20 protein-coding genes and 1 tRNA gene are annotated in these 21,154 nt (G+C 61.7%); 15 read left to right on the top strand and 6 right to left on the bottom strand.

Annotation, left to right across the window (positions count from 1 at the left end; translation table 11 throughout):
* The first annotated feature begins 178 nt into the window (after positions 1-178).
* The 5 genes from ACMO9O_RS01615 (at position 179) to ACMO9O_RS01595 (ending at position 4,218) form a co-directional block, all read left to right on the top strand.
* On the top strand, positions 179-865 hold the full coding sequence (locus ACMO9O_RS01615) for a DUF4290 domain-containing protein (protein WP_418981878.1): 687 nt from the start codon (positions 179-181) through the stop codon (positions 863-865).
* A gap of 62 nt (positions 866-927) precedes the next feature.
* Positions 928-2,070, top strand: a complete 1,143-nt coding sequence (locus ACMO9O_RS01610) for a redoxin domain-containing protein (protein WP_418981877.1) — start codon at positions 928-930, stop codon at positions 2,068-2,070.
* The gene (locus ACMO9O_RS01605) at positions 2,070-2,816 is read left to right on the top strand and encodes a UDP-2,3-diacylglucosamine diphosphatase (protein WP_418981876.1); all 747 of its coding nucleotides are present in this window, start codon (positions 2,070-2,072) and stop codon (positions 2,814-2,816) included. The genes ACMO9O_RS01610 and ACMO9O_RS01605 overlap by 1 nt, the downstream gene beginning before the upstream one ends.
* The gene (gene thyA, locus ACMO9O_RS01600) at positions 2,813-3,706 is read left to right on the top strand and encodes a thymidylate synthase (protein ID WP_418981875.1); all 894 of its coding nucleotides are present in this window, start codon (positions 2,813-2,815) and stop codon (positions 3,704-3,706) included. Before ACMO9O_RS01605 ends, thyA begins: the two co-directional genes overlap by 4 nt.
* A gap of 32 nt (positions 3,707-3,738) precedes the next feature.
* Positions 3,739-4,218: a dihydrofolate reductase gene (locus tag ACMO9O_RS01595; protein ID WP_418981874.1), complete on the top strand. Its 480-nt coding sequence runs from the start codon at positions 3,739-3,741 to the stop codon at positions 4,216-4,218.
* A 72-nt stretch (positions 4,219-4,290) separates the two neighbouring features.
* Here ACMO9O_RS01595 and ACMO9O_RS01590 read toward each other — a convergent pair whose 3' ends face one another.
* Positions 4,291-4,995, bottom strand: coding sequence for a porin family protein (locus ACMO9O_RS01590; protein ID WP_418981873.1), 705 nt, complete (start codon positions 4,993-4,995; stop codon positions 4,291-4,293).
* A gap of 492 nt (positions 4,996-5,487) precedes the next feature.
* Between ACMO9O_RS01590 and ACMO9O_RS01585 the strand changes: the two genes are divergently transcribed.
* The 8 genes from ACMO9O_RS01585 to ACMO9O_RS01550 all read left to right on the top strand — a co-directional run bounded on the left by ACMO9O_RS01585 (position 5,488) and on the right by ACMO9O_RS01550 (position 12,120).
* The gene (locus ACMO9O_RS01585) at positions 5,488-6,186 is read left to right on the top strand and encodes a 4Fe-4S dicluster domain-containing protein (RefSeq protein WP_418981872.1); all 699 of its coding nucleotides are present in this window, start codon (positions 5,488-5,490) and stop codon (positions 6,184-6,186) included.
* Between the two features lie 62 nt (positions 6,187-6,248).
* Entirely contained in the window at positions 6,249-7,334 is a 1,086-nt protein-coding gene (locus ACMO9O_RS01580; RefSeq protein WP_418981871.1) for a heterodisulfide reductase-related iron-sulfur binding cluster, read from the top strand.
* A gap of 202 nt (positions 7,335-7,536) precedes the next feature.
* Complete coding sequence (locus ACMO9O_RS01575; protein ID WP_418981870.1) at positions 7,537-8,541, top strand: NAD(P)-binding protein; 1,005 nt, start codon at positions 7,537-7,539, stop codon at positions 8,539-8,541.
* Positions 8,542-8,544: 3 nt separating this feature from the next.
* Positions 8,545-8,880 carry a 4Fe-4S dicluster domain-containing protein gene (locus ACMO9O_RS01570; RefSeq protein WP_418981869.1) on the top strand — a complete coding sequence of 112 codons (336 nt, stop codon included), beginning with the start codon at positions 8,545-8,547 and terminating at the stop codon, positions 8,878-8,880.
* 1 nt (position 8,881) lies between these two features.
* The gene (locus ACMO9O_RS01565; RefSeq protein WP_418981868.1) at positions 8,882-10,663 is read left to right on the top strand and encodes a (Fe-S)-binding protein; all 1,782 of its coding nucleotides are present in this window, start codon (positions 8,882-8,884) and stop codon (positions 10,661-10,663) included.
* A 131-nt stretch (positions 10,664-10,794) separates the two neighbouring features.
* Positions 10,795-10,867: transfer RNA gene (locus ACMO9O_RS01560), tRNA-Met, on the top strand.
* A 168-nt stretch (positions 10,868-11,035) separates the two neighbouring features.
* Positions 11,036-11,410 carry a hypothetical protein gene (locus ACMO9O_RS01555; protein ID WP_418981867.1) on the top strand — a complete coding sequence of 125 codons (375 nt, stop codon included), beginning with the start codon at positions 11,036-11,038 and terminating at the stop codon, positions 11,408-11,410.
* Positions 11,411-11,484: 74 nt separating this feature from the next.
* On the top strand, positions 11,485-12,120 hold the full coding sequence (locus tag ACMO9O_RS01550; RefSeq protein WP_418981866.1) for a hypothetical protein: 636 nt from the start codon (positions 11,485-11,487) through the stop codon (positions 12,118-12,120).
* Between the two features lie 69 nt (positions 12,121-12,189).
* Here the strand turns inward: ACMO9O_RS01550 and ACMO9O_RS01545 are convergent, their stop codons facing one another.
* A complete protein-coding gene (locus ACMO9O_RS01545) occupies positions 12,190-14,244 on the bottom strand; it encodes a cytochrome c biogenesis protein CcdA (RefSeq protein WP_418981865.1) in 2,055 nt (684 codons plus the stop codon).
* A 67-nt stretch (positions 14,245-14,311) separates the two neighbouring features.
* Between ACMO9O_RS01545 and ACMO9O_RS01540 the strand changes: the two genes are divergently transcribed.
* Both ACMO9O_RS01540 and ACMO9O_RS01535 read left to right on the top strand, forming a co-directional pair.
* On the top strand, positions 14,312-15,208 hold the full coding sequence (locus tag ACMO9O_RS01540) for a glycosyltransferase family 2 protein (protein ID WP_418981864.1): 897 nt from the start codon (positions 14,312-14,314) through the stop codon (positions 15,206-15,208).
* A gap of 124 nt (positions 15,209-15,332) precedes the next feature.
* The gene (locus ACMO9O_RS01535; protein ID WP_418981863.1) at positions 15,333-16,763 is read left to right on the top strand and encodes a S41 family peptidase; all 1,431 of its coding nucleotides are present in this window, start codon (positions 15,333-15,335) and stop codon (positions 16,761-16,763) included.
* An 80-nt stretch (positions 16,764-16,843) separates the two neighbouring features.
* Here the strand turns inward: ACMO9O_RS01535 and ACMO9O_RS01530 are convergent, their stop codons facing one another.
* From ACMO9O_RS01530 to ACMO9O_RS01515, 4 genes are all read right to left on the bottom strand, one after another.
* Positions 16,844-17,845 carry an adenosine kinase gene (locus ACMO9O_RS01530; protein ID WP_418981862.1) on the bottom strand — a complete coding sequence of 334 codons (1,002 nt, stop codon included), beginning with the start codon at positions 17,843-17,845 and terminating at the stop codon, positions 16,844-16,846.
* Between the two features lie 38 nt (positions 17,846-17,883).
* Positions 17,884-18,864, bottom strand: a complete 981-nt coding sequence (gene pfkA / locus ACMO9O_RS01525; protein WP_418981861.1) for a 6-phosphofructokinase — start codon at positions 18,862-18,864, stop codon at positions 17,884-17,886.
* Positions 18,865-19,065: 201 nt separating this feature from the next.
* Positions 19,066-20,340: a PspC domain-containing protein gene (locus tag ACMO9O_RS01520; protein WP_418981860.1), complete on the bottom strand. Its 1,275-nt coding sequence runs from the start codon at positions 20,338-20,340 to the stop codon at positions 19,066-19,068.
* Positions 20,341-20,354: 14 nt separating this feature from the next.
* Positions 20,355-21,149 carry a head GIN domain-containing protein gene (locus ACMO9O_RS01515; protein WP_418981859.1) on the bottom strand — a complete coding sequence of 265 codons (795 nt, stop codon included), beginning with the start codon at positions 21,147-21,149 and terminating at the stop codon, positions 20,355-20,357.
* Between the last annotated feature and the right edge of the window lie 5 nt (positions 21,150-21,154).

Here is a 21,154-nt window from a genome sequence, read left to right as displayed (position 1 = left end):
CCCTTGTAACCTGTCCAAGACCCAAAGGTAGGAGTTTCCGCGCGCTAAAACCAATCTCGAGGGGGTCGCCCCGGGGCGCGGAAAACCCGTCGAAACATTCTGATCAGGTCCATCGCCGCAGTCCGTACGCTTCATTGCGCGGACGAAAAACGACAGGGCGCTCAACCGCAAACACAGTATGAAAAAGAATTACAATTACACACGACGCAAGTTGTACCTGCCCGAGTACGGCCGGCATATCCACGAAATGATCGACTCGCTGCTGGCGATCGAGGACCGCCGCGAACGCAACCGCCAGGCGCGGGCCGTGATCGCCGTGATGGGCAATCTGAACCCGCTGCTGCGCGACACGGCAGACTTCACGCACAAACTCTGGGACCACCTGTTCATCATGTCTGATTTTCAGCTCGATGTCGACTCGCCCTACCCGCGCCCGTCGCGGCAGGAGCTGACCGTCGCGCCCCACCGCCTGCGCTATGCGCAAAGCCGGTTCAAGTTCAAGCATTACGGCAAGTATGTCGAGCGGATGATCGAGAAGCTGGCCTCGGAGCACGATCCGCGCGCGGTGGCGCAGACGGTCGACAACCTGGCCCGCTACATGCGCACGAAGAGCTACGAATACAACCAGGATCACCCCAACAACGAAGTGATCGTAAAAGACATCAAGCGCATGTCCGGAGGAGCCATCGAGATCGACGAAGTGGCCTTAAATAATCTCCGAAGCGACTACAAACAGCACTTTACGGCACGTCCCCAGAAAGGCCCCCAGCGGCAGCAGCAGCTGCGGCAGCAGAAAAACCGCAACCAGCCCTACAACCGCAATTATTCGAAAAACAACGGCCCCTATCGCAATTCGTCCAAGTGATCGCACGTTATTTAGCCGGAATTTGATATATTTGTTCCACCAAACCGCGAAAACACCATTTCATGAATAAGCAAACGCTTTGCGTAACGGTGGTTGCGGCGGCTCTGCTGTGCGGCTGCCAAACCTCCAAAGTGAAGATATCGGGCCGCATGGTCGGCAGCGACGCCAAAACGATCTACCTCGAGCAGGTCACCCCGCTCTCCCAGACCGTCATCGACTCGGCCGTGCTCGACCCCCAGGGCGGCTACCGCTTCCAGTTGAAAGGGGCCGCCAAAACCCCGTCGCTCTACAACCTCTTCTACGACGGCGAGCGCATTCCGCTCTTCGTGGCCGCCGGCGACCGCATCACGGTCGATGCCGTGGGCAACGTCGTACGCAACTATACGGTCGAAGGCTCCGCCGAATCGGAGCTGCTGCGCCAGTTCTACCAGGCTTTCGTGACGGGGGCGCAGCGGCTGGACAACATCGCCTCGCAGTTCGCCCGGGCCGGCATTTCGGAGCAGGAGCGCAAGGCGCTGGTCAAGGAGTACACGGCCGAATACTACCGCATCCGCCGCGAGCAGCTGCGCTTCATCATCGAGCACAAGGCTTCGCTGGCCGCCGTCTATGCGCTTTACCAGCGTCTGCCGGGGGACACGCACCTGTTCAACGGCGACAGCGACGTGGTCTACTTCCGCACCGTGGCCGAGGCGCTCGAGCAGAGCTATCCCGAGTCGCCCTACCTGCAATCGCTGCTGGGCGAGATCGCCCGTATGGACGCGCGCATCAACCTCACCTCGCAAATCTCCGAGGCGGGGTATCCCGATCTGGAGCTTGCGGACATCTACGGCAGGAAGATCCGCCTGTCGTCGCTGCTGGGCAAGGTCGTGCTGGTGGATTTCTGGTCCGCCGAGCTGGGCAACAGCAATGCGCTCAACGCCGAACTGAAAGAGACCTACCGCAAGTTCTCGGAGGCCCCCACCTCGTTCGAGGTCTACCAGGTCTCGGCCGACACCTCCAAGCCGCTGTGGATCACAGCCGTGCAGGAACAGCAGCTGCCTTGGATTTCGGTGAGCGACCTGCGCGGGAAGTCCTCGCCGGCCCTCGGGCTGTACAACGTGCAGCGCCTGCCGGCCAACTTTTTGATCGACAAGGAGGGTTTGATCGTCGCCCGCGACATCTACGGCAAGAGCCTTGAGGCGAAACTTCAGGAACTCACGCGGTAATGATCTATTTCGCATCGGATATCCATCTGGGGGGCGGCGGCGAGGCGTTCGCGCGTGCGAACGAGCAGCGTTTCGTCGCGTGGCTCGACCGGGTGGCCCGGGATGCTGAGGCGATCGTGCTGGCGGGTGACGTGTTTGACTTTTGGTTCGAAAAGGGACGGCACATCCCCGACGGATATGATCGGGTGCTGGACAAGTTCCGGGAAGTGACCGGGAGGGGAATCCGGCTGATCTTTTTTACGGGCAACCACGATATGTGGCTGAACGGCTATTTCGAAAGGGAGTGTGGCATGGAGGTTCATACGAAGCCGCAGACGATGCAATTCAAAGGCAAGCGGGTCTTCGTGGCGCACGGCGACAATATAAATATCGGCTGTAAAATAGGTGTAAGATTGCTTAACATCGGCTTCCGTTCCCGGATGCTGCGCTGGATTTTTGAGACGGTCTGTCCCTACGAATTTATCCTGCGTTTAGGCCGCGCATGGAGCGCCCACTCGCTCAAGAAGCACGCTTCGGATACGGATACGAACTTCGACGAAACGCTTACCGAGCCGCTGATCGAATACGCCCGCGAATACCGGAAGACGCATGAGGTCGACCATTTCGTTTTCGGTCACATGCACTTTCCGCGCAACTATTGCAAGGACGGGCTGCATGTGGTCAACCTCGGCGGCTGGGAAAAGTGCCCCTCCTACGCCGTGCTGGACGACCGGGGCGAACTGACCCTTAAAATGCTGGACGAATGAAACAATACCTCGACCTGCTGCGCCGCATCCAGGCGGAGGGCGTCGTGCGGGGCGACCGCACCGGGACCGGCACGAAAGGGGTGTTCGGTCATCAGATGCGTTTCGATCTGCGGGAGGGTTTCCCGCTGCTCACGACCAAAAAGGTCTTTCTGAAGGGGATCATCCACGAACTGCTGTGGTTCCTGCAAGGAGATACTAATATCCGTTATCTGGTCGAAAAAGGCGTCCATATCTGGGACAACGATGCTTTCCGTTACTACAACGAACTGTGCGTGCGCCACGGCGTGCTGCCCGTCGACCGGGAGACGTTCCTGTCGGCTGCGGGCGTCGAATCGCCGATCGAAGGGTATCGCTTCGGCGATCTAAACCATGTCTACGGCTACCAGTGGCGCTCGTGGCCCAAGCCCGACGGCGGTGCGGTCGACCAGATCGCGCAGGCCGTGGAGCTGATCCGCCGGAATCCCGAGTCGCGGCGCATCGTCGTTTCGGCGTGGAACGTGGCCGAGGTCGACCAAATGGCGCTGCCGCCGTGCCACGTGCTGTTCCAGTTCTACGTGGCCGAAGGACGGCTCTCGTGCCAGCTGTACCAGCGAAGCGCCGATACATTCCTCGGCGTGCCGTTCAACATCGCCTCCTACGCCCTGCTGACGCTGTTGACGGCACAGGTCTGCGATCTCGAGCCGGGCGATTTCGTCCACACCATCGGCGACGCGCACCTCTATCTGAACCACCTCGCGCAGGTCGAAGAACAGCTCGCGCGCACGCCGCGTCCGCTGCCCCGGATGCGGCTGAACCCCGCGGTGAAGTCGCTGTTCGACTTCCGTTACGACGACTTCACGCTCGAAGGATACGACCCGTGGCCGGCGATAAAAGCGCACATGTCGTTCTGAGAAATTAAAAATTAAAAACTAAGAATTAAAAATTGCTTTCCATCATCGTAGCTGTCGCTGAGAACGGCGTGATCGGCGACAAAAACGCCCTGCTGTGGCATATCTCCGAAGACCTCCGTCGTTTCAAGGCGCTCACTTCGGGCCATCCGGTCGTCATGGGCCGCAAGACCTATGAGTCGCTCGGGAGGCCGCTGCCCAACCGAACGAATGTTGTCCTGACGCGGCAGGCGGTTGCGATTCCGGGCTGCACGGTGGTCCATTCGCTGCAGGAAGCCATCGCGCTCTTTGCGCCGCAAGAGGAGGTGTTCGTCATCGGCGGGGCCGAAATCTACGCCGAGGCGCTGCCGTTGGCCGACTGCTTCTACCTCACGCGCGTGATGCACCCCTATGCGGGCGACACGCGCTTCCCGGCGTGGAATGAAGCGGATTGGCGGCTCACCGCCTGCGAATCTTATCCCTGCGGGAAGGAGTACCCCTGGCCTTTCGCTTTCGAAACCTACGTGCGGCGCTAAGCGCCGCACGCTCCGACGAAAAAACCGCCCCGACAGTTTTCTGCCGGGGCGGTTCGCATGGAATGCGGCCGTTTAGAAGTTGTAGCCGACCGAAATGTTCAGCGCGCCGTTCTTGAACTTGTCCTTCGAACTCCAGCGGTAGTCGTCGCCCGTGTGGGCGAGGTTCGTCAGGCCCAGATCGTAGCTGACACCTACGTAGAAACGGTGGATGTTCACGCCGGCGCCGAAACGCAGACCGGCGTCGAAGCGTTTGAAGTCGCCTTTGTCCTTGTCATCGGTCGATTTGCCGAAGATGTCGTACTTGTCGCTGGTGCGCTCCGTCTCACCCATGTAGCTCTCCGTCTCTTCGATCTTGACTTTGCCGCCCAGACCGAATGCGATGTAGGGACCCACGTTGACGTCGATCTTCACGGCATCGCTCACGGCGAAGCGGTAGGAGGCCAGCACGGGGATCTGGAGATAGCTCATGTTGAGCTTCTCGGTGAGTTTGTAGCTGTATTCCTCGTCGCTTTCGCTCCATTCGCCCTTCGCACCGCGCGTGGTGAAGTAGATGCCCGGCTGGATGTAGAAGCTGCCCGCCACGTTCCAGTCCATCACGGCGCCCACGTGGAAGCCGGCGCGGCTCTCCAGGTCGTTGTAGAGCGACTCCGAGTCGCCCGAGTAGCGGAGCGAATTGATGTTCACGCCGGCGCGCACGCCGAACGCGATTTTGTCCTGTGCGCTGGCTGCGCACACTACGCCGACCGTAAGGGCGGCGCAAAGAATCAGTTTCTTCATGTCGATGAAGGTTAGGTTTGTCGCTCCGGCTCCTGGACGACGTTGATTGAGATAAGGGTTAATTGTACAGAAAGCGTGGAGCCGGAAACTTATTTTAGAAAGTCAGGTCGTAGGAAACCTCTCAGCATAAAATAAGCAACAACCCCACGCCTATCCCTTACGGGATGAGACGCGGCAAGATGTCTGCTATTCTCTGCTAAAAAGTGAATTTCCTACGTTCGACTTTCGAGAATGAGCTACACTTTCCGTGTATCGTATATGTTCTGCAAAAGTAAACATATTCCCTGAAAATGCAAAACTTACCTCGAAGGAAGCGTCCGCTGTCGGAAAAATCGGGCCGCGGCGCGTCCGATAACGCCGCCCGACGGACCGCTCCGACCGCTCTTCGGCACTCCGCTGCAGGCTGCGCGGTCCAAATTAGGTATTTATACCACCCCCTCACAGAGGCGGATTGCTTACCTTTGCCGAACAAAGGTTTACGATAATATAGGTATGGGTAAATACTTCGATCTGCTGATGGAGGATGTGCGCATGAAGGAGGGCCTTCAGTCGTGCATGAACTGCGGCGTCTGTACGGCCGTATGCCCGGCGGCGGAGTTCTACAACTACGATCCCCGCCAGATCGTCAACACGGTGCAGACGCGCGACGACGAGGCCATCGAGGAGCTGCTGCGAAGCGATGTTATCTGGTACTGCGGCGAGTGCATGTCGTGCCGTCCGCGCTGTCCGCGGGGCAACACGCCGGGGTACGTGATCCAGGCGCTGAGGACCCTGTCGCAGAAGACGGGGCTGTTCGTCGAGAGCGAAAAGGGCCGCCAGCAGCTGGCTCTCAAGCGGATCATCGGCGAGAATATCCTCCGCACGGGCTACTGCATCGTGCCGCGGCTGGTCAAACCCGAGCTGCACCCCGAGCAGGGAACCGTCTGGCAGTGGATCTACGACAACGACCGCGAAATCTACGGACAGTTCACCCCCGTCTACATGCGCCACGGCGAAGGGGCCCTGCGCCGGCTGGACGAACAGTCGCTCGACGAGATCAACCGCATCTTCGAGGTGAGCGGCGGAAACGCCATGTTCGACACCATCGAAGAGCACTCCGACCGCAAGGCCCGCGAGCTGGGCTATCCGGAGGGGGCCGACCAGCAGTACATGATGGACGTATTCCTTCATAACAGCAACGAACACTATTGATCCGGACCGCGCAGCCCGCAAACGGGAGCCGGATCCGGCAATCACGCTACAAATCAACGACGATGAAACGAACGAGTTGGACGGATTACCAGAAGCAGATCGCCGACGACCATTATTACTACGGACGCAGCTGCATCCGCCAGAACTTCTTCCCCGGCAGCGAGAAGGCGTTCCTGGACATTCTGCGCAACGACCTGGGCAAGGAGCTGCTCGACGATCCGAAGCACTCCTCCTGCACGGGCATCGGCTATCACTCGGACATCGTGCCGCTCGAAACGATCATGACGGTCGTGGCCCGGCAGTTCGCGCTGATGACCGAGGCGGGCTACCGCCATTTCGTGACCTCGTGCATCACCTCGTTCGGGGTCTACTCCGAGATTCTGGCCACGTGGAAAGAGTTCCCCGAGACGGAGGAGAAGGCGCGCGAGAACCTTTTCAAGGCCACCGGCCGCGAATTCCGCACCCCCGAAAGCCTGGCCCACACGTCGGACATCATGTTCCACTTCCGCGAAGAGATCGCCTCCAAAGCCAAATATCGGCTCGTCAACGCGTCGACGGGCGAACCGCTGCGGGTGGTAGAGCATATCGGCTGCCACTACGCCAAGATATTCCCCAAGTCGGGCATCGGCGGATCGGAGTTCCCCTACGTGCTGGCCGGGATGATCGAGTCGTGGGGCGGCGAGTGCGTCGACTACCCCGAGCGGCGCCACTGCTGCGGCTTCGGCTTCCGCAACTACCTGGTGCAGGCCAACCGCGGCTACTCGATCGCCAACTCGCACAAGAAGCTCGAGAGCATGGCCCCCTACAAGCCCGACTTCATCGTGGCCAACTGTCCGGGCTGCGCCATGTTCCTCGATAAGTGGCAGTATGCCATCGCCGAGATGGAGGGGACGACCTACGGCGAGAACGGCCACGGCATTCCGGTGCTGACCTACGAGGAGATGGCCGGACTGATGCTCGGCTACGATCCGTGGGCGCTGGGCATGCAGATGCACCAGGTCGACGTCGAGCCGCTGCTCGATAAGATGGGCGTGGAGTACGACCCTGCGGCCAAATACCTGGGCCGCAACGGCAAATATATCGGCAAACCCGCCTCGGCGGTGGTCAACTGCTGCCCGACGGATACGGTGTACGATATTCGGGAGTAAGCGGGGGTTGCCGGGCGGAAGAGACAGCGAATGTGGAAGGACGGGTTTTGGTGGTCGCATGTCAAGTCCCTCCCGAGGGAGGGATTTAGGGCGGGGGCAGACCTATGAACGCCGCCGAAGGCGGCGAGGACCTGACCTGCCGACGGGCGGAAGCGGCCGTTGCCAAAGGGACAACGAAATAGGAAAGAGAAAAACAAACGTCATGAAACGTGTAATCATCATAGGCGGCGGCGTAGCGGGCATGCAGACGGCCCTGCGACTGGCCGCACAGGGCGTGGAGCCGGTGATCGTTGAAAAGGAGGCCGAACTGGGCGGCAAACTGCGGGGCTGGTACGTGCTGTTCCCCTCGTTCACCCCGGCGGCGGAGGTGCTGACCGACTTGAGGCGGCGGGTGCACGAACGCAATATCGAAGTGCTGCTCAATGCCGAGGTCAAGGGGTTCACCGCGGGCGGCGTGCTGCTCGCCGACGGGCGGATGCTCCCGTGCGATTCGGTCGTCGTCGCCTCGGGATTCACCCTGTTCGATGCCGCGATCAAGGAGGAGTACGGCTACGGAATCTACGACAACGTGCTGACGACGGTCGATCTGGAGCGGATGTTCAACGAGGGCCGCGTGGCCAAGGCCGACGGCTCGCGCCCCAAGCGCATCGCGTTCCTGCACTGCGTGGGTTCGCGCGACGAGAAGGTGTGCCAGCAGCACTGCTCGCGGGTCTGCTGCATCACGGGCGTCAAGCAGGCGATGGAGATGAAGCGCCTGTTTCCCGACGCCGACGTCTTCAATTTCTACATGGACATCCGTATGTTCGGTCCCGGGTACGAGGAAATGTACCGCGAGGCGCAGCAGAAATACAACATCCACTTCGTCCGCGGCCGCATCTCGGAAGCCAGCCCGACGATCGACGGCCGGGTGCAGATCAAGGCCGAGGATACGCTCACGGGGCGTCCGCTGCGCATGAGCGTCGACATGCTGGTGCTCATCGTGGGCATGCGCGCCAACGACGACAACGCCGCGTTCGCGGCGGGGGCGGGGCTGCGGCAGTCCGCGAGCGGCTTTCTCGCACCGCGCGACCTCTTTCTGGGCAACGTCCGCAGCGGCGTGGAGGGCATCTTCTACGCCGGGACCGTCACGGCGCCCAAGAACATCGGCGAATCGATCAACGAAGGCATCGCCGCGGCGGACGCGGCTGCCGAATACCTGGGGGCGTAGCGTATGGCGGCGATCAATTTCGGATACACCATCTCCAAGCCGCGGGCCATCGACCTCGACCGCAACAACCTGCGCAAGAGCGACGAGATTCTGCGCGAAATGCCCGAGCTGCAGACCTGCATCGGCTGCGGGGCCTGCACGGCGCTCTGCACGGCGGGCAACCTGACGGAGTTCAACTTCCGCAAGGTCCACACGCTGGTGCGCCGCGGCGAGTATCAGGGCGCCTACGAGGAGATGAACAAGTGCATGCTGTGCGGCAAGTGCCGCCTGGTCTGCCCGCGCGGCATCAACACGCGCGGGGTGGTGATGCTCATCAAACGAAAACTGGGAGATTTCTGACATGACCTTCTTCGCACCTTTCTGCATACCGTTTCTGGCGGGCGTGGCGGTGATGTTCGTCACCCTGGCGTGGAAGTGGGGCGTCTGGCTCTACCGCCTGCCGCGCTCCGACAAGCGGCTCATCGTCCGCGGCGTACCTACCCGGGCGACCTTCGCGGCCATCGGGGAGACGGTGAGCGAATCGCTGCTCCACCGACGCATCTTCCGCGTCAACCCGCTGCTGGGCTACATGCACATGTCGCTGGCTTTCGGCTGGTTCCTGCTGATCGTCGTGGGGTGGACCGAGACGTTGGCCTACATGGGGCTGCGTTGGGTTCCGATCCAGGGGCACGTCTTCTTCCGCTATTTCTCCACCGGGTTGCAGCACAAACCGCTGTTCGACTTCGTGATGGACCTGCTGCTGCTGTTCGTCCTCTCCGGCGTGGCGCTGGCGTGGGGCAAACGCTTCTTCTCGCGTCGGATGGGCATGCGCCGCACGACCCGCCACATGCCGGGCGACCGGGTGGCGCTGTCGGCTTTGTGGTTCGTCTTTCCGGCGCGTCTGGTGGCCGAGAGCGCGACCTGCTCCCTGTACGGCGGCGGGGGATTCCTCACCGGAACGCTCGGCGGATGGATGGCCGACCATATCTCGACGCTCGCGCTGATGAACCTCGAAAGCGCGGCGTGGTGGTTCTACTCTTCGTGTCTGGGCGTCTTCTTCGTGGCGCTGCCCTTTTCGCGCTACATGCACATTTTCACGGAGATCCCCCTTATCTTCCTGCGCCGCTACAAACTGCGTTCGGGAGAGAAGGAGTCCTCTTTCGATAACTTTCAGGTGGAGGCGTGCTCGCGCTGCGGCATCTGCATCGACCCCTGCCAGCTGCAGGAGGTGCTGGGGGTGAATACTGTGCAGTCGGTCTATTTCCTGCGCGACCGGCGCTACGGAATGCTGCGGCGGGAGGTGGCCGACAACTGCCTCCTGTGCGGTCGCTGTGCGGAGAAGTGCCCGGTCGGCATCGATCTCAATACGCTGCGCATCAGTTCGCGTGACAAGTTGCATAACGTGCCCGACGAGCGTCGCTACGGCTATTTCAAGGGACTGGACCGCTCCTCCGGTGCGGGAAAGGTGGGCTATTTCGCGGGCTGCATGACCCTGCTGACGCCCCGCACCCTCTCGGCCATGTCCATGATCTTCGACGCGGCGGGCGAGGAGGTTTGGTGGGCGGACCGCGAGGGCGGGGTCTGCTGCGGACGTCCGCTCAAGCTGGCGGGCGAGACCGATTCGGCCCGCAAGATGATGAATTATAACGCCGAGCTGTTCCGCAAACACGGCATCACCACGCTGGTGACCTCGTGTCCGATCTGCCTGAAGGTCTTCCGCGAGGACTATGCGCTGGAGGGGATCGAGGTGCTCCACCACTCGGAATATATCCTGCGTCTGCTGCAGACGGGGCGGCTGGCGCTCCGTCACGGGGCGACGCGGTTCACCTACCACGATCCCTGCGAGCTGGGACGCGGCTGCGGCGTCTACGATCAGCCCCGCGCGGTGATCGAGGCGGTGGGCGAGCTGCTCGAACCTGCCCGCACGCGCGAAAACGCCCTTTGCTGTGGTTCGTCGGTGGCCAATACGGCCATCACCGATGCGCAGCAGGTGCGCATCGCCCGCTCGGTGACCGAGGAGCTGGAGCAGACCGGGGCCGAGGTGATCGTCACCGCCTGCCCGCTGTGCAAGAAGGCGTTGGGCCGCGGTACGCAGCGCGAGGTGCGCGATCTGGCGGAGATCGTCGCCAGAGCCGTGGAGTGAATTTTTCCGGTTTGGGCGTCAGGTGGTTAGGGGTTTGCACCGAATTATTATCGCCGGGGATTTGGTAAAACCGAATTTTTGCATTATCTTTGCACACGCAAAAGCGATAGATCGCAAGACCAAAAATATATCGCGGGATGGAGCAGTTGGCAGCTCGTCGGGCTCATAACCCGAAGGTCGAAGGTTCGAGTCCTTCTCCCGCTACTGAAGAGGAAGAGAAATCTTCCTCTTTTTATTTGTTCAGTGGGCTATCATTCGCCCTGCGTTCTGGCCGCTTCGGCGCTTCTTTCGGCCGTTTGGCCGGTATGCCGCTTGCTGGGAAAGAGTTATGTCGTATATTGAGGTAACGATAAACCCTAATACCTGTGAATTATGAAAAGCATGTTAATGTGTCTGGCTGCGGTGCTGACCCTTTCGGCGGCCGCCGCGCAGATTCCCGAAGGTACGGCCAAATCCGAAAAAAACTACTGCGGCCAGACGGTCTATTACGACAAGTGGGGGTATGAGATCGGTAAGTCGGAAGAGAACTACATGGGGCAGACGGTCTATTACGACAGATCGGGGCGTGAGATCGGCAGGTCGGAAGCGAACTACATGGGCCAGACGGTTTATTACGACAGATCGGGGCGTGAGATCGGCAAGTCGGAAGAGAACTACATGGGGCAGACGGTCTATTACGACAGATCGGGGCATGAGACCGGCAAGTCGGAAGAGAACTACATGGGCCAGACGGTCTATTCCAAATAGCCCCCCCCCTTTCTTTCGACCGTTCGCGGCGCATATTTTGCAGTAAGGGTGATAAACATCCTAAAAGCAAAGTTATGAAAGAGCACAAGAACACGACCTGCGATCCCTGCGAGCGGGACTTCGAGAAGAGCGTCGAGGAGCTGGTCAAGGAGGGGACGACCCCTTCGCATGCCGATCGGGAGAAGAAGGAGCACGAGGTGAAGGCGGCTTTCTCGCAGCAGCACGCCGCGGAGCACTCGGGGAAGCAATGTACGTCGCAACACGCCGCAGAGGGGCACAGCGCCAAGTGTCACGCTCCGGAGGGCCATGCTGCCAAGGGCGATGCCGGTCGGGAATCCGGCAGGAACTCCGAGAAGCCTGCGTCCGACCGGCAGTCGGATATGCCGGGTCAGTCGGGCAGCAGCTCGTCCTACGGCCAGCAGTCGGGTATGTCGAATCAGACGGGCAGCGGCTCGTCGTACGGCCAGCAGTCGGATATGCCGGGTCAGACGGGCAGCAGCTCGTCCTACGGCCGGCAGTCGGATATGCCGGGCCAGTCGGGCCGGGAATCGAAGCCGGGTCAAGATTCCGGTATGTCCGGACAACACGCCGGTATGACCAGTCAGCAGTCGGGACTGGATTCGATTTACACCCAGCCCCTGGAGCGGGAGATCACGGAGGGCGACACCGCCCGCAAGCATCCTACGGCCGGCGACATGACCGAAGAGTAACCCCTCCCACTGCAAACGAAAAGCCTGCAACCACAGAGACGGTTGCAGGCTTTTTCGTGCAGTGCGTTCCTATTGCTGCTGCCGGTAGGCCGCAAGGCCGCTGCGGAGGAATTCGATGAATCCGTCGACCGAGAGGTCGTAACCGCGCGGCGGCACGAGCACTTTGCCGTCGCGGCCCTGAAGCACGTAGTAGGGCTGGGCGTTGACCCCGTAGGTCTTCAGCGCGTAGTAGGAGTTGATCTTGCCGAGGCTTTTAAGCACCTTGCCCGTGTCGGTGGTGACCCACTCGTCCTCGGGCAGCACCTTCTTGTCGTCGGAGTAGAGCGCCACGATCACGTAGTCGTTGCGCAGGATGTCCAGCACCTGCGGATCGGACCAGACGCGCGCCTCCATCTCGCGGCAGTTGACGCAGCCGTGGCCTGTGAAGTCGATGAACAGCGGTTTGTTGACCTTAGCCGCATACGCCTCGGCCTCCTCCAGGTCGAAGAACCCTTCCAGTCCGTGCGGGAGGTGGAGGAAGTCGCTATGCTTGGGTTTGTGCCCGTCGACGGTCTCCAGCATCCGGCTCTCGGCCGCAACGGTTCCGGAGCCCTCCCGAAGCACGAAGTCCTGCGAGGAGAGGGGCGGCAGGTAGCCCGAAAGCCCCTTGAGCGGCGCACCCCACATGCCGGGAACGAGGTAGACGACGAACGAGAAGGTGATGATGGCCAAAAAGAGCCGCCCGACGCCGACGTAGGGCCGCTCGCTGTCGTGGGCGAAGCGGATTTTGCCGAGGAAGTAGAGCCCCAGCAGCGAGAAGGTGACGATCCATACGGCCAGATAGATTTCGCGGTCGAGCAGCCCCCAGTGATAGGTCTGATCGGCTACCGAGAGGAACTTCATGCCCAGCGCCACCTCGATGAATCCCAGCACGACCTTTACCGAGTTGAGCCATCCGCCGCTCTTGGGCAGCTTCTTGAGCATCGAGGGGAAGAAAGCGAAGAGCGTGAACGGGAGGGCGAATGCCACGGAGAAGGCGAGCATCGTGACGATGGGGCTCCAGAACTCCCCGGCCGTCGATTTGATGAGCACCGAGCCTACGATGGGTCCCGTGCAGGAGAACGACACCAGTACGAGGGTCAGCGCCATGAAGAAGATGCCGGCCAGCCCCTTCGAGTCGGCTTTCGAGTCGGTTTTGTTGACCATCCACGAGGGCAGCGTGATCTCGAACGCTCCGAAGAACGAGGCGGCGAAGACCATGAAGACGAGGAAGAAAATCACGTTGGGCAGCCAGTGCGTCGCCAGCCAGTTGAAGATGTCGGCCGTCACTGCGTCGCCGCCCAACAGACGGGTGATGAGGATGATCGCGGCGATCGGGAGCGTATAGAGCGCCACGATGAAGAAGCCGTACATGCCGGCGCGGATGCGGCCCAGCGCGGCGTTTCCCGAACTTTTCATGAAGAACGAGACGGTCATCGGAACCATCGGGAAGACGCAGGGGGTCAGCAGGGCCGCAAAGCCCCACAGGATCGCCTCGACGATCAGCGCCCAGAGCGAGCCGCCGCCCGCCGCATCCGGAGCGGACGCGGCCACGGCAGGGGTCGCTGCAACACTTTCGGTAGGTTCGGCAGCCGGGGTTTCAGCCGGGGTTTGAGGGCCGGCAGCCGGAGCGACGGCGGTCGATGCGGCATTCCCCTCGGGAATCCGGATCGTAAGCTCCGTGTCGTCGGGCGGCAGGCAGCTGCGGTCGTCGCAGATCATCCACTCCAGCGTGGCCCGGAGGGTGGCGTCGGGAGCTGCGAGCCGGACCTTTTGCGCGAAGAGCGCCTTTTGCGCAAAGGTCCCGATCTCCATGTCGAACGTCTCGTCGTAGTGGCGTTCGGGCCGGGTCAGCTGCTCCACACTGCCGAGGTAGGTGACCCCTTCCGCGGGGGCGAAGTCGATGGCCGTAGCGTTGGGGCCGCCGTCGTAGGGGCCCATGTCGTACATGTGGTAGGGTGCGGGGATCGCGGCTTCGAGCACGATGCGGTAGGTATCGTCGCCCAGTGGCTCGACCTTGCTTTTCCAGGTGACGGTCTGCGCCGCGGCGGCTACGCTGAGCAGCGCCGCAAGCGTCGACAGCAGAATGCGAAGGGATTTTTGCATAGTCTTTTCGCTTTTAATTCGGGGATAAAGATACGTGTTTTTCCCGATTTATTGCTACATTCGCACGATGATTCGAATTTCGCTCATAATCCCCACCCATAACCGTGCCGCCCGGCTGATCGCCGCTCTGGAGAGCGTCGTGCAGCAGGACCTCCCGGCGGCGGAGTGGGAGTGCGTGGTGGTGAACAACCGCTCCGAGGACGATACGGAACGGCGTTTCGCCGCTTTCGCCGCCGCCCATCCGGCGCACAACCTGCGGTTGGTCGCGGAGCCGGAACCGGGTGTCTCCTATGCCCGCAACCGGGGCGTCAGGGAGGCCGCCGCGCCTGTTTTGGCGTTCATCGACGACGACGAGCGGGTCAATGCGGGCTTTCTGAGGGCCTATGCCGACTTCTTCGATGCGCACCCCGCGGCGATGGTCGCCGGGGGGCGGATCATCGCCGAGTACCCGGCGGGCCGTCCGGCGTGGCTGTCGAAATATACGGAGATGCCGATCGCCAATCCGATGGATTTCGGGTCGCAGGTGCGTCCGTTCCCGGCGGGTCGTGTTCCGGGCGGGGGCAACATGGCTTTCCGCCGCGAGGCGTTCGACGGCTGCGGGGGGTTCGACCCGGCGCTGGGGCGCGTCGGCCGGGAGCTGATCGGCGGCGAGGAGAACGACCTGTTCGAGCGGCTGCGCGTTGCGGGGCGGACGATCTGGTACGTTCCCGACGCGGTGATGTGGCACATCATTCCGCCCGAGAAGCTGACCGAGGCCTATTTTCGGCGGTTGTGCCGCAACGTGGGCGTCAGTCAGCGCCTGCGGGCCGGCATCCATGACCGTATGCTGCGCACGAAGGTGCTGGAGGTGATCAAGTGGGGCGCGACGCTGCTGCTCGCGCTGACGATGCCGCCCCGCCGCTCGGTGTGGCTGCTGCGCATGCGGCGCGAGATCAGCCGGGGAATATTCATAATTAAAAATTAAGAATTAAAAATTAATAATTTCGGCGGGGCCTTCACGTTCTGCTGAGATTTGTTGCGCCGTGTTGCGTTTTGTCGTTTCGATTCGTCTCTCACATGGTCCGGTCCCAATGCCGGCAACGAAAATGATGGAAAGACATTTGTTTCGAATACTCCTTGCGCTCGTTTTTATCCCGGGCGCAATCGCGGCGTCCGGGAAAACCCCTCCGGAGGATCAGGCGCGCAGGGACAGCCTGTGGCGGATCATCGAAAGCCGCGAAGTCGTGATCGGCGACAAAACCGGTCTGTTGGACGTCCGGGTTCCGGCGGGAGAGGTTCCCGATCTCTGCTTCCTGCCCCGGGAGCACCCCGCGCAGGACACCGTGCCGGCGGCGATCCGGGAGGCGGTGGCCGAACGGACCCGGCTCACGGGGCGCGATTCGCTGTCGAGCGCCGATCTGATGTGGGCGCTGCGCCCCTATCTTCGGTGGTTGCAGCGGATCGATCCCCACCTGCGGGTCCAGCCGCAGGCGAGGCTGGCTTTGCAGAGCCGTCAGGCGTACCGAACGGCAAAAAACGCTCCGCTGCCGGGGTTTCTGCTGCTCAACATCCGCGATACGCTCCTTGTGGAGCGCTCGGTCGATCCGCTGTTCCGGCCCGGTGACCGCCTCCTTGCGATCAACGGCTGCCCGGTCGGGGACTACCTGGTCCGCTGTTACGACGACCGTTCGATCTACTCCTTCACGCTGATGGCCAACCACGACTTCGAAATGGTCCGCGCCCAAGGGTATACGGTCCTGTTCGAGCGCAGCGGGGAGCGGCGGACAGTGCATACGGCGGGCCGGCCGTGGCAGGAGGTGTACCTGGGTTTGCTGCGGCAGCGGGAGTTTTTGACGCGGATTTTCCCGGAGGCAAAGGCGGGTTATTTCGCCATCACGGAGTTCTACCCGAACAACGGGCTGCTCATCAAAAAACTCCGGCGGGCGATCCTTGCGGCCAAAGAGCAGGGCTGCACCTCGTTCATACTCGATCTGCGAGGCAATCCGGGCGGGAACGGCAGCGCATTCGACGACCTGCTCTCGATCTTTATCAACAAGCCCTCAATCCCCTATTTGAAGGGACAGCGCGTGCGGGTCGGTCCCGAGACGCTGCGCGACTACGACTTTCTGACCGACAGCATGCGCTGGCAGCTGGTCGACGTGCCCCCGGAGGAGCGGGTCGCAGAGGTCAGGCTCGACCGGAAAAAGTATATTCCGGGGATGAAATACTACGTGTTGATGAACAAGGACACGGGATCGGTCGCGGCGTCGTTCTGCAACATTCTGCAATTCAACGACGCTGCCGAACTGGTCGGCGAGCCGCTGCTCGAAAACGCCCTGCGCTATGGCGAGGTGACCCAGCGGTGGCACGGCCTGACCCGGCTGATGCTGACGGTTTCGACCGTGGAGTTCGACGAGTGCACCCGCGCGGAGGACGGGGTGCTCCGGCCCGACATTCCGATCCCCTACGTCGCGGCGGACTACCTCGCGGGGCGCGATGCGATGCTCGTGAGGCTCCTCGACCGGATTGCCCAACGGTAGCGCATGCCCGAAACGATTTCACCCCTGCCGCGGACCGTGGCAGGGGTGAATTTTCGTGGAGCGGGTTTTCAGGCCCCTCCTCAGAAGAGATATTTTTCGTGCTTGACCTTGTTTACCAGCCGGAAGATGTCGCGCCACGCCTCCTCGCCGAAGGTCGTGCCCACGACCTCGATCACTTTGCCCGCCGTGATGGCTCCGATCGTGCCACACTGGCGCAGCGTGAGACCGTCGCAAAGCCCCGCGAGGAAGCCCGCGGCGTAGAAGTCGCCCGCGCCGGTGGTATCGACGCGGCGTGCGGCGGCCATGATGCCTACGTGGACCACCTCGTCGCCGTGCTTGATGAGCGCCCCCTTGGTTCCGATCTTGACCACGGCCAGCGACGCCATCTCGGAGATGGCCTGCAGGGCGTTCAGCGGCTCGGCCTCGCAGGTGAAAGTCTTGGCCTCGTCCTCGTTGGCGAAGACGATGTCGACGTAGTCGGTCACCAGCTTGCGCAGAAATTCGAGGTTTTCGGCGACGATGTTGAAGCTGGCCAGGTCGATGGCCACCTGCAGCCCGCACTCCTTGGCCGTGCGGGCCGCGGTGAGGATCAGGTCGTGGTTCTGGACCAGATAGCCCTCGACGTAGAGGCAGTCGTAGCCCTCGAAGATGGCGGGTTCGATCTCCGGGGCCGACAGCTCCAATGCGGCCCCGAGGTGGGTGACCATCGTCCGCTCGCCGTCTGGCGAGATGAGCGAGACGCACTTGCCCGAGCGCTCCCGGCCGCGGAAGATGATCGGCTCGACGGCGAGGTTTTCGAGCGCCTGTACGAAGAAGTCGCCGGTGGTGTCGCGGCCCACCTTGCCGATGAAGCCCACGCTGCAACCCAGCCGGGCCATGGCGCGGATGGTGTTGCCGGCCGATCCGCCCAGCGACAGCGAATAGGGCAGTCCGGCCACCGATTTCGAGATTTCCGTTTGCAGGGTGGTGTCGACCAGGCTCATCGAGCCTTTGGCTAAGTTGAACCGGCTCAGCACCGAGTCGGTTTTCAGGTTGACCAGCATGTCCGTCAGGGCATTGCCGATGCCTATTACGCGTTTCATTCGCTTGGGTGGGGGTTTGGATTAGCTTGGGGTGAGGGTTATATCGAGAGGATCTTGACCAGGTCGAGATCGCTGCGGTCGATGCCTTTGTTGTGCCGGATGGCCTTGGCGAAGGGGACGTAGACGATCTTGCCGTTCTCGATGCCGATCATTACGTTGCGCTGCCCCTCCTTGAGCGCCTCGATGGCCGACTCGCCCATGCGCGAGGCGAGGATGCGGTCGATGGCCGTGGGCGAGCCGCCGCGCTGGATGTGGCCCAGGATCGTCACGCGCGCGTCGTACTGCGGGAACTCCTTCTTCACGCGCTCGGCCAGCGCCGTGGCGCCGCCCGTCGAAGGGTTCTCGGCCACAATGACGATCGCCGAGTTCTTGCTCTTGCGGAAGCCGTTGTTGATCAGTTCGGCCAGCTGGTCCACCTCGGTGTCCATCTCGGGGATGATCGCCGCCTCGGAGCCGGTGGCCAGCGCGCTGTTGAGCGCCAGATAACCCGCCGTGCGGCCCATCACCTCGACGAAGAAGAGCCGCTCGTGGCTCGATGCCGTGTCGCGCAGTTTGTCGACCGACTCCATGATCGTGTTGAGCGCCGTGTCGAAACCGATGGTCGAATCCGTGCCGCCCAGATCGTTGTCGATCGTTCCGGGCAGTCCGACGATCGGCACGTTGTACTCGCGGGCCAGCGTGTCGGCTCCCGTGAGCGAGCCGTCGCCGCCGATCACCACCAGCGCGTCGATACCCGCGGCGACCATGTTCTCGTAGGCCGTGCGTCGTCCCTCTTCGGTGGTGAACTCCTTGCAGCGAGCCGTCTTAAGGATCGTGCCGCCCAACTGGATGATGTTGCTCACACTCTGCGAGTGGAACTCCACGATCTCATTGAAGACCAATCCTTTGTATCCGCGCATGATGCCCTTGACGGCAAAGCCGTTGTAGATGGCGCTGCGCGTCACGGCGCGGATGGCCGCATTCATGCCCGGGGCGTCGCCGCCCGAGGTGAGGATACCGATACATTTGATTCCAGCCATACTCTTTGGTTTAATACCCGGGAATCGTCCGTCGGGGACGGACGGCAGGCATGTCGCTGCATGCCGATGGTCGTCCGAATTCGGATAATTCCCGGTAAAGGTAGTAATTATTTCAAATTTTTCAAAAAACGCGGGCGGTCCTCTTCAGGCCGCCCGACGTTTCGAAAAAAACTTTTTATTTTAAAAAACGGGTCGTTCGCGCTACTGCTTCTGCGTGTCGTCCGTGCTTTGGTCGGAGGTCGTCTTTCCGATCACGGCTCGGACGGTGGTCTGCTTCCCGTCGCTGCCGCTCTCCGTCCGGCGTTCGACCGAGATTTTGACGTTCTTCGACGGCACGCTCATGCGCAGCGATTCGATCTGGTCCGTCTTGCCCGACTCGATCTGGTCCAGCAGCTCTTCGAGCGTCTCGAGGTCGCCCTCGACCTGCACCTCGTCCTCGATCATCCGGCTCACCGACCGGTGTTTTTCACGGAATATACCCGGGACGTTCTCGTGGATGGCCACGCTCGCGCAGGCGATGACCGAAGCCAGCCAGACGAGGAAGATCACCAGCACGGTCTTGCCGCCCGGCTTGCGCGAAGCGATCAGACACATCATCACGTAGATCAGCAGGATCACCGGTATCAGCACAACAAATATGCCGAGAATGGGAACCCAGAGCGATAAACCGGTCAGCGTGCCGATATGCATGAACTCGGGACCGCCGACGATCAGAGCGAACAGGCCGATGATCAGGGCGCTGGCGCTCATGATCAGTCCGAAGACGATCAGTCCGGCGAAGATCTTGAGCAGGATCAGCACCACCTTGCCGAAGACCGACACGGCCTCGGCGACGATCGGTTTGGCACGGCTGTCGGCATCGGCCGACGCGTCGGCGGTGGCCTGGGCGACCGACTGCGCCGTGATGCGCTCGCCGTTCATTTCGAGCTTCTGCCGCGCCGTGCGTGCAGGCGGAACGGCGAACCACATGATGAAGTAGCAGATCAGGAAGATGCCGAACAGGTTGCCCATCATCGGTCCCGTCCAGTGCAGGAAGGGAATCCACCCGAACCAGGAGAGCAGGAACGGCAGGAAGAGTACCAGCCGCACCCATACGGGGTCGACATCGAAATACTTGCCGATGCCGGCGCAGACGCCGCCCAGCTTGGCGTTCTCCATGTCGCGGTAGAGGCGGCGCGGGATGCGCGGCGTGTCGTGCTGCAGGTCGGCGTCGGCGTTCTCGACGATGTCCTCGGCCGTGCCGAGCTGCCGGATGATGTTCATCACCAGCGGCTTCTCGACCACGCGGGCGTTGTCCTGCGCGGAGAGGATCAGCTCGGCGATGCGGGCTTCGATGTCGGCGACGATCTCCGCGCCGTCGGCCGACTCCTTGTAGGCTTTTTTCAGGCTCTCGAGGTAGGCTTCCAACGCTTCGTATGCGTCGGTGTCCAGCGTGAACGCTACGCCCGAGATGCTGCATTTCTTAACCTCTTTCATGGTTTCGTGCGGATTTATTCTTTACGGATGCTCGCGCCGCTCGACTTCTCGAGCCGGGTTTCGCAGTCGCCCGAGTAACGGATCGACGAGCCGCTCGAAGCCGAGGCGACCAGTTTGCCCGTGCAGTTGACGATGGCCTTGGCGGCGCTCGAGGTCTCCACGTTGCAGTTCACGGCGGTGAACTTCTCGGCATTGAGCTTCGATGCGGAGCTCAGATCGACATTGAAGGTCTCGGCCGAACCGGACAGCTCGATCTTGGCGGCGCTCGAAGCGTCGGCGGAGCACGTCGTGGTCGAAATGGCCGCCTTGATCTTCGAGGCGCTCGAGGCGCTGACGGTGCATTTGTCGGTCTTGACAGCGGCCTCGATGTTGGCGGCGCTCGATGCGTCCAGCGTGAACTGAGGAGCGGCGAGCGCTACGGCTGTGGTGATCTTCGAGGCGCTGGAGGCTTCGAGCGAGCGGATCTTGCCGTTGGCGGGAACCGTCACGGTCACGTGGATGTTCGACAGGTTCTTGATCGAGTTGTCCATCGAGACTTTCAGTTTGCCCTTGTGGGCCTTGACCTCGACCTGATCGATCAGGTTGTCGTCGGCAGCGATGGTGATCTGGTCGGCCTTGTCGGAGACGATGACCTGAACTGCGCGGGAGGTACTGATGCCGTCGTATTCGGGTGCGGGCATGGTGCGGGTTACGATCGTGCCGCTGCCTTTAACGGCCTTGTCGGCGAAAGGAACGGCGACGCAGGTGATGTATGCGGCCATCGAGAGCAGTGCGCCGAGCAGGACGGCGATCAAAAGGACTTTTTTCATAGTGG

This window comes from Alistipes sp. (assembly GCF_048465635.1).
Taxonomy (GTDB): domain Bacteria; phylum Bacteroidota; class Bacteroidia; order Bacteroidales; family Rikenellaceae; genus Alistipes.
Note: the sequence above shows the minus strand (reverse complement) of the source record. Positions and strands in the feature narration are given on the sequence as shown.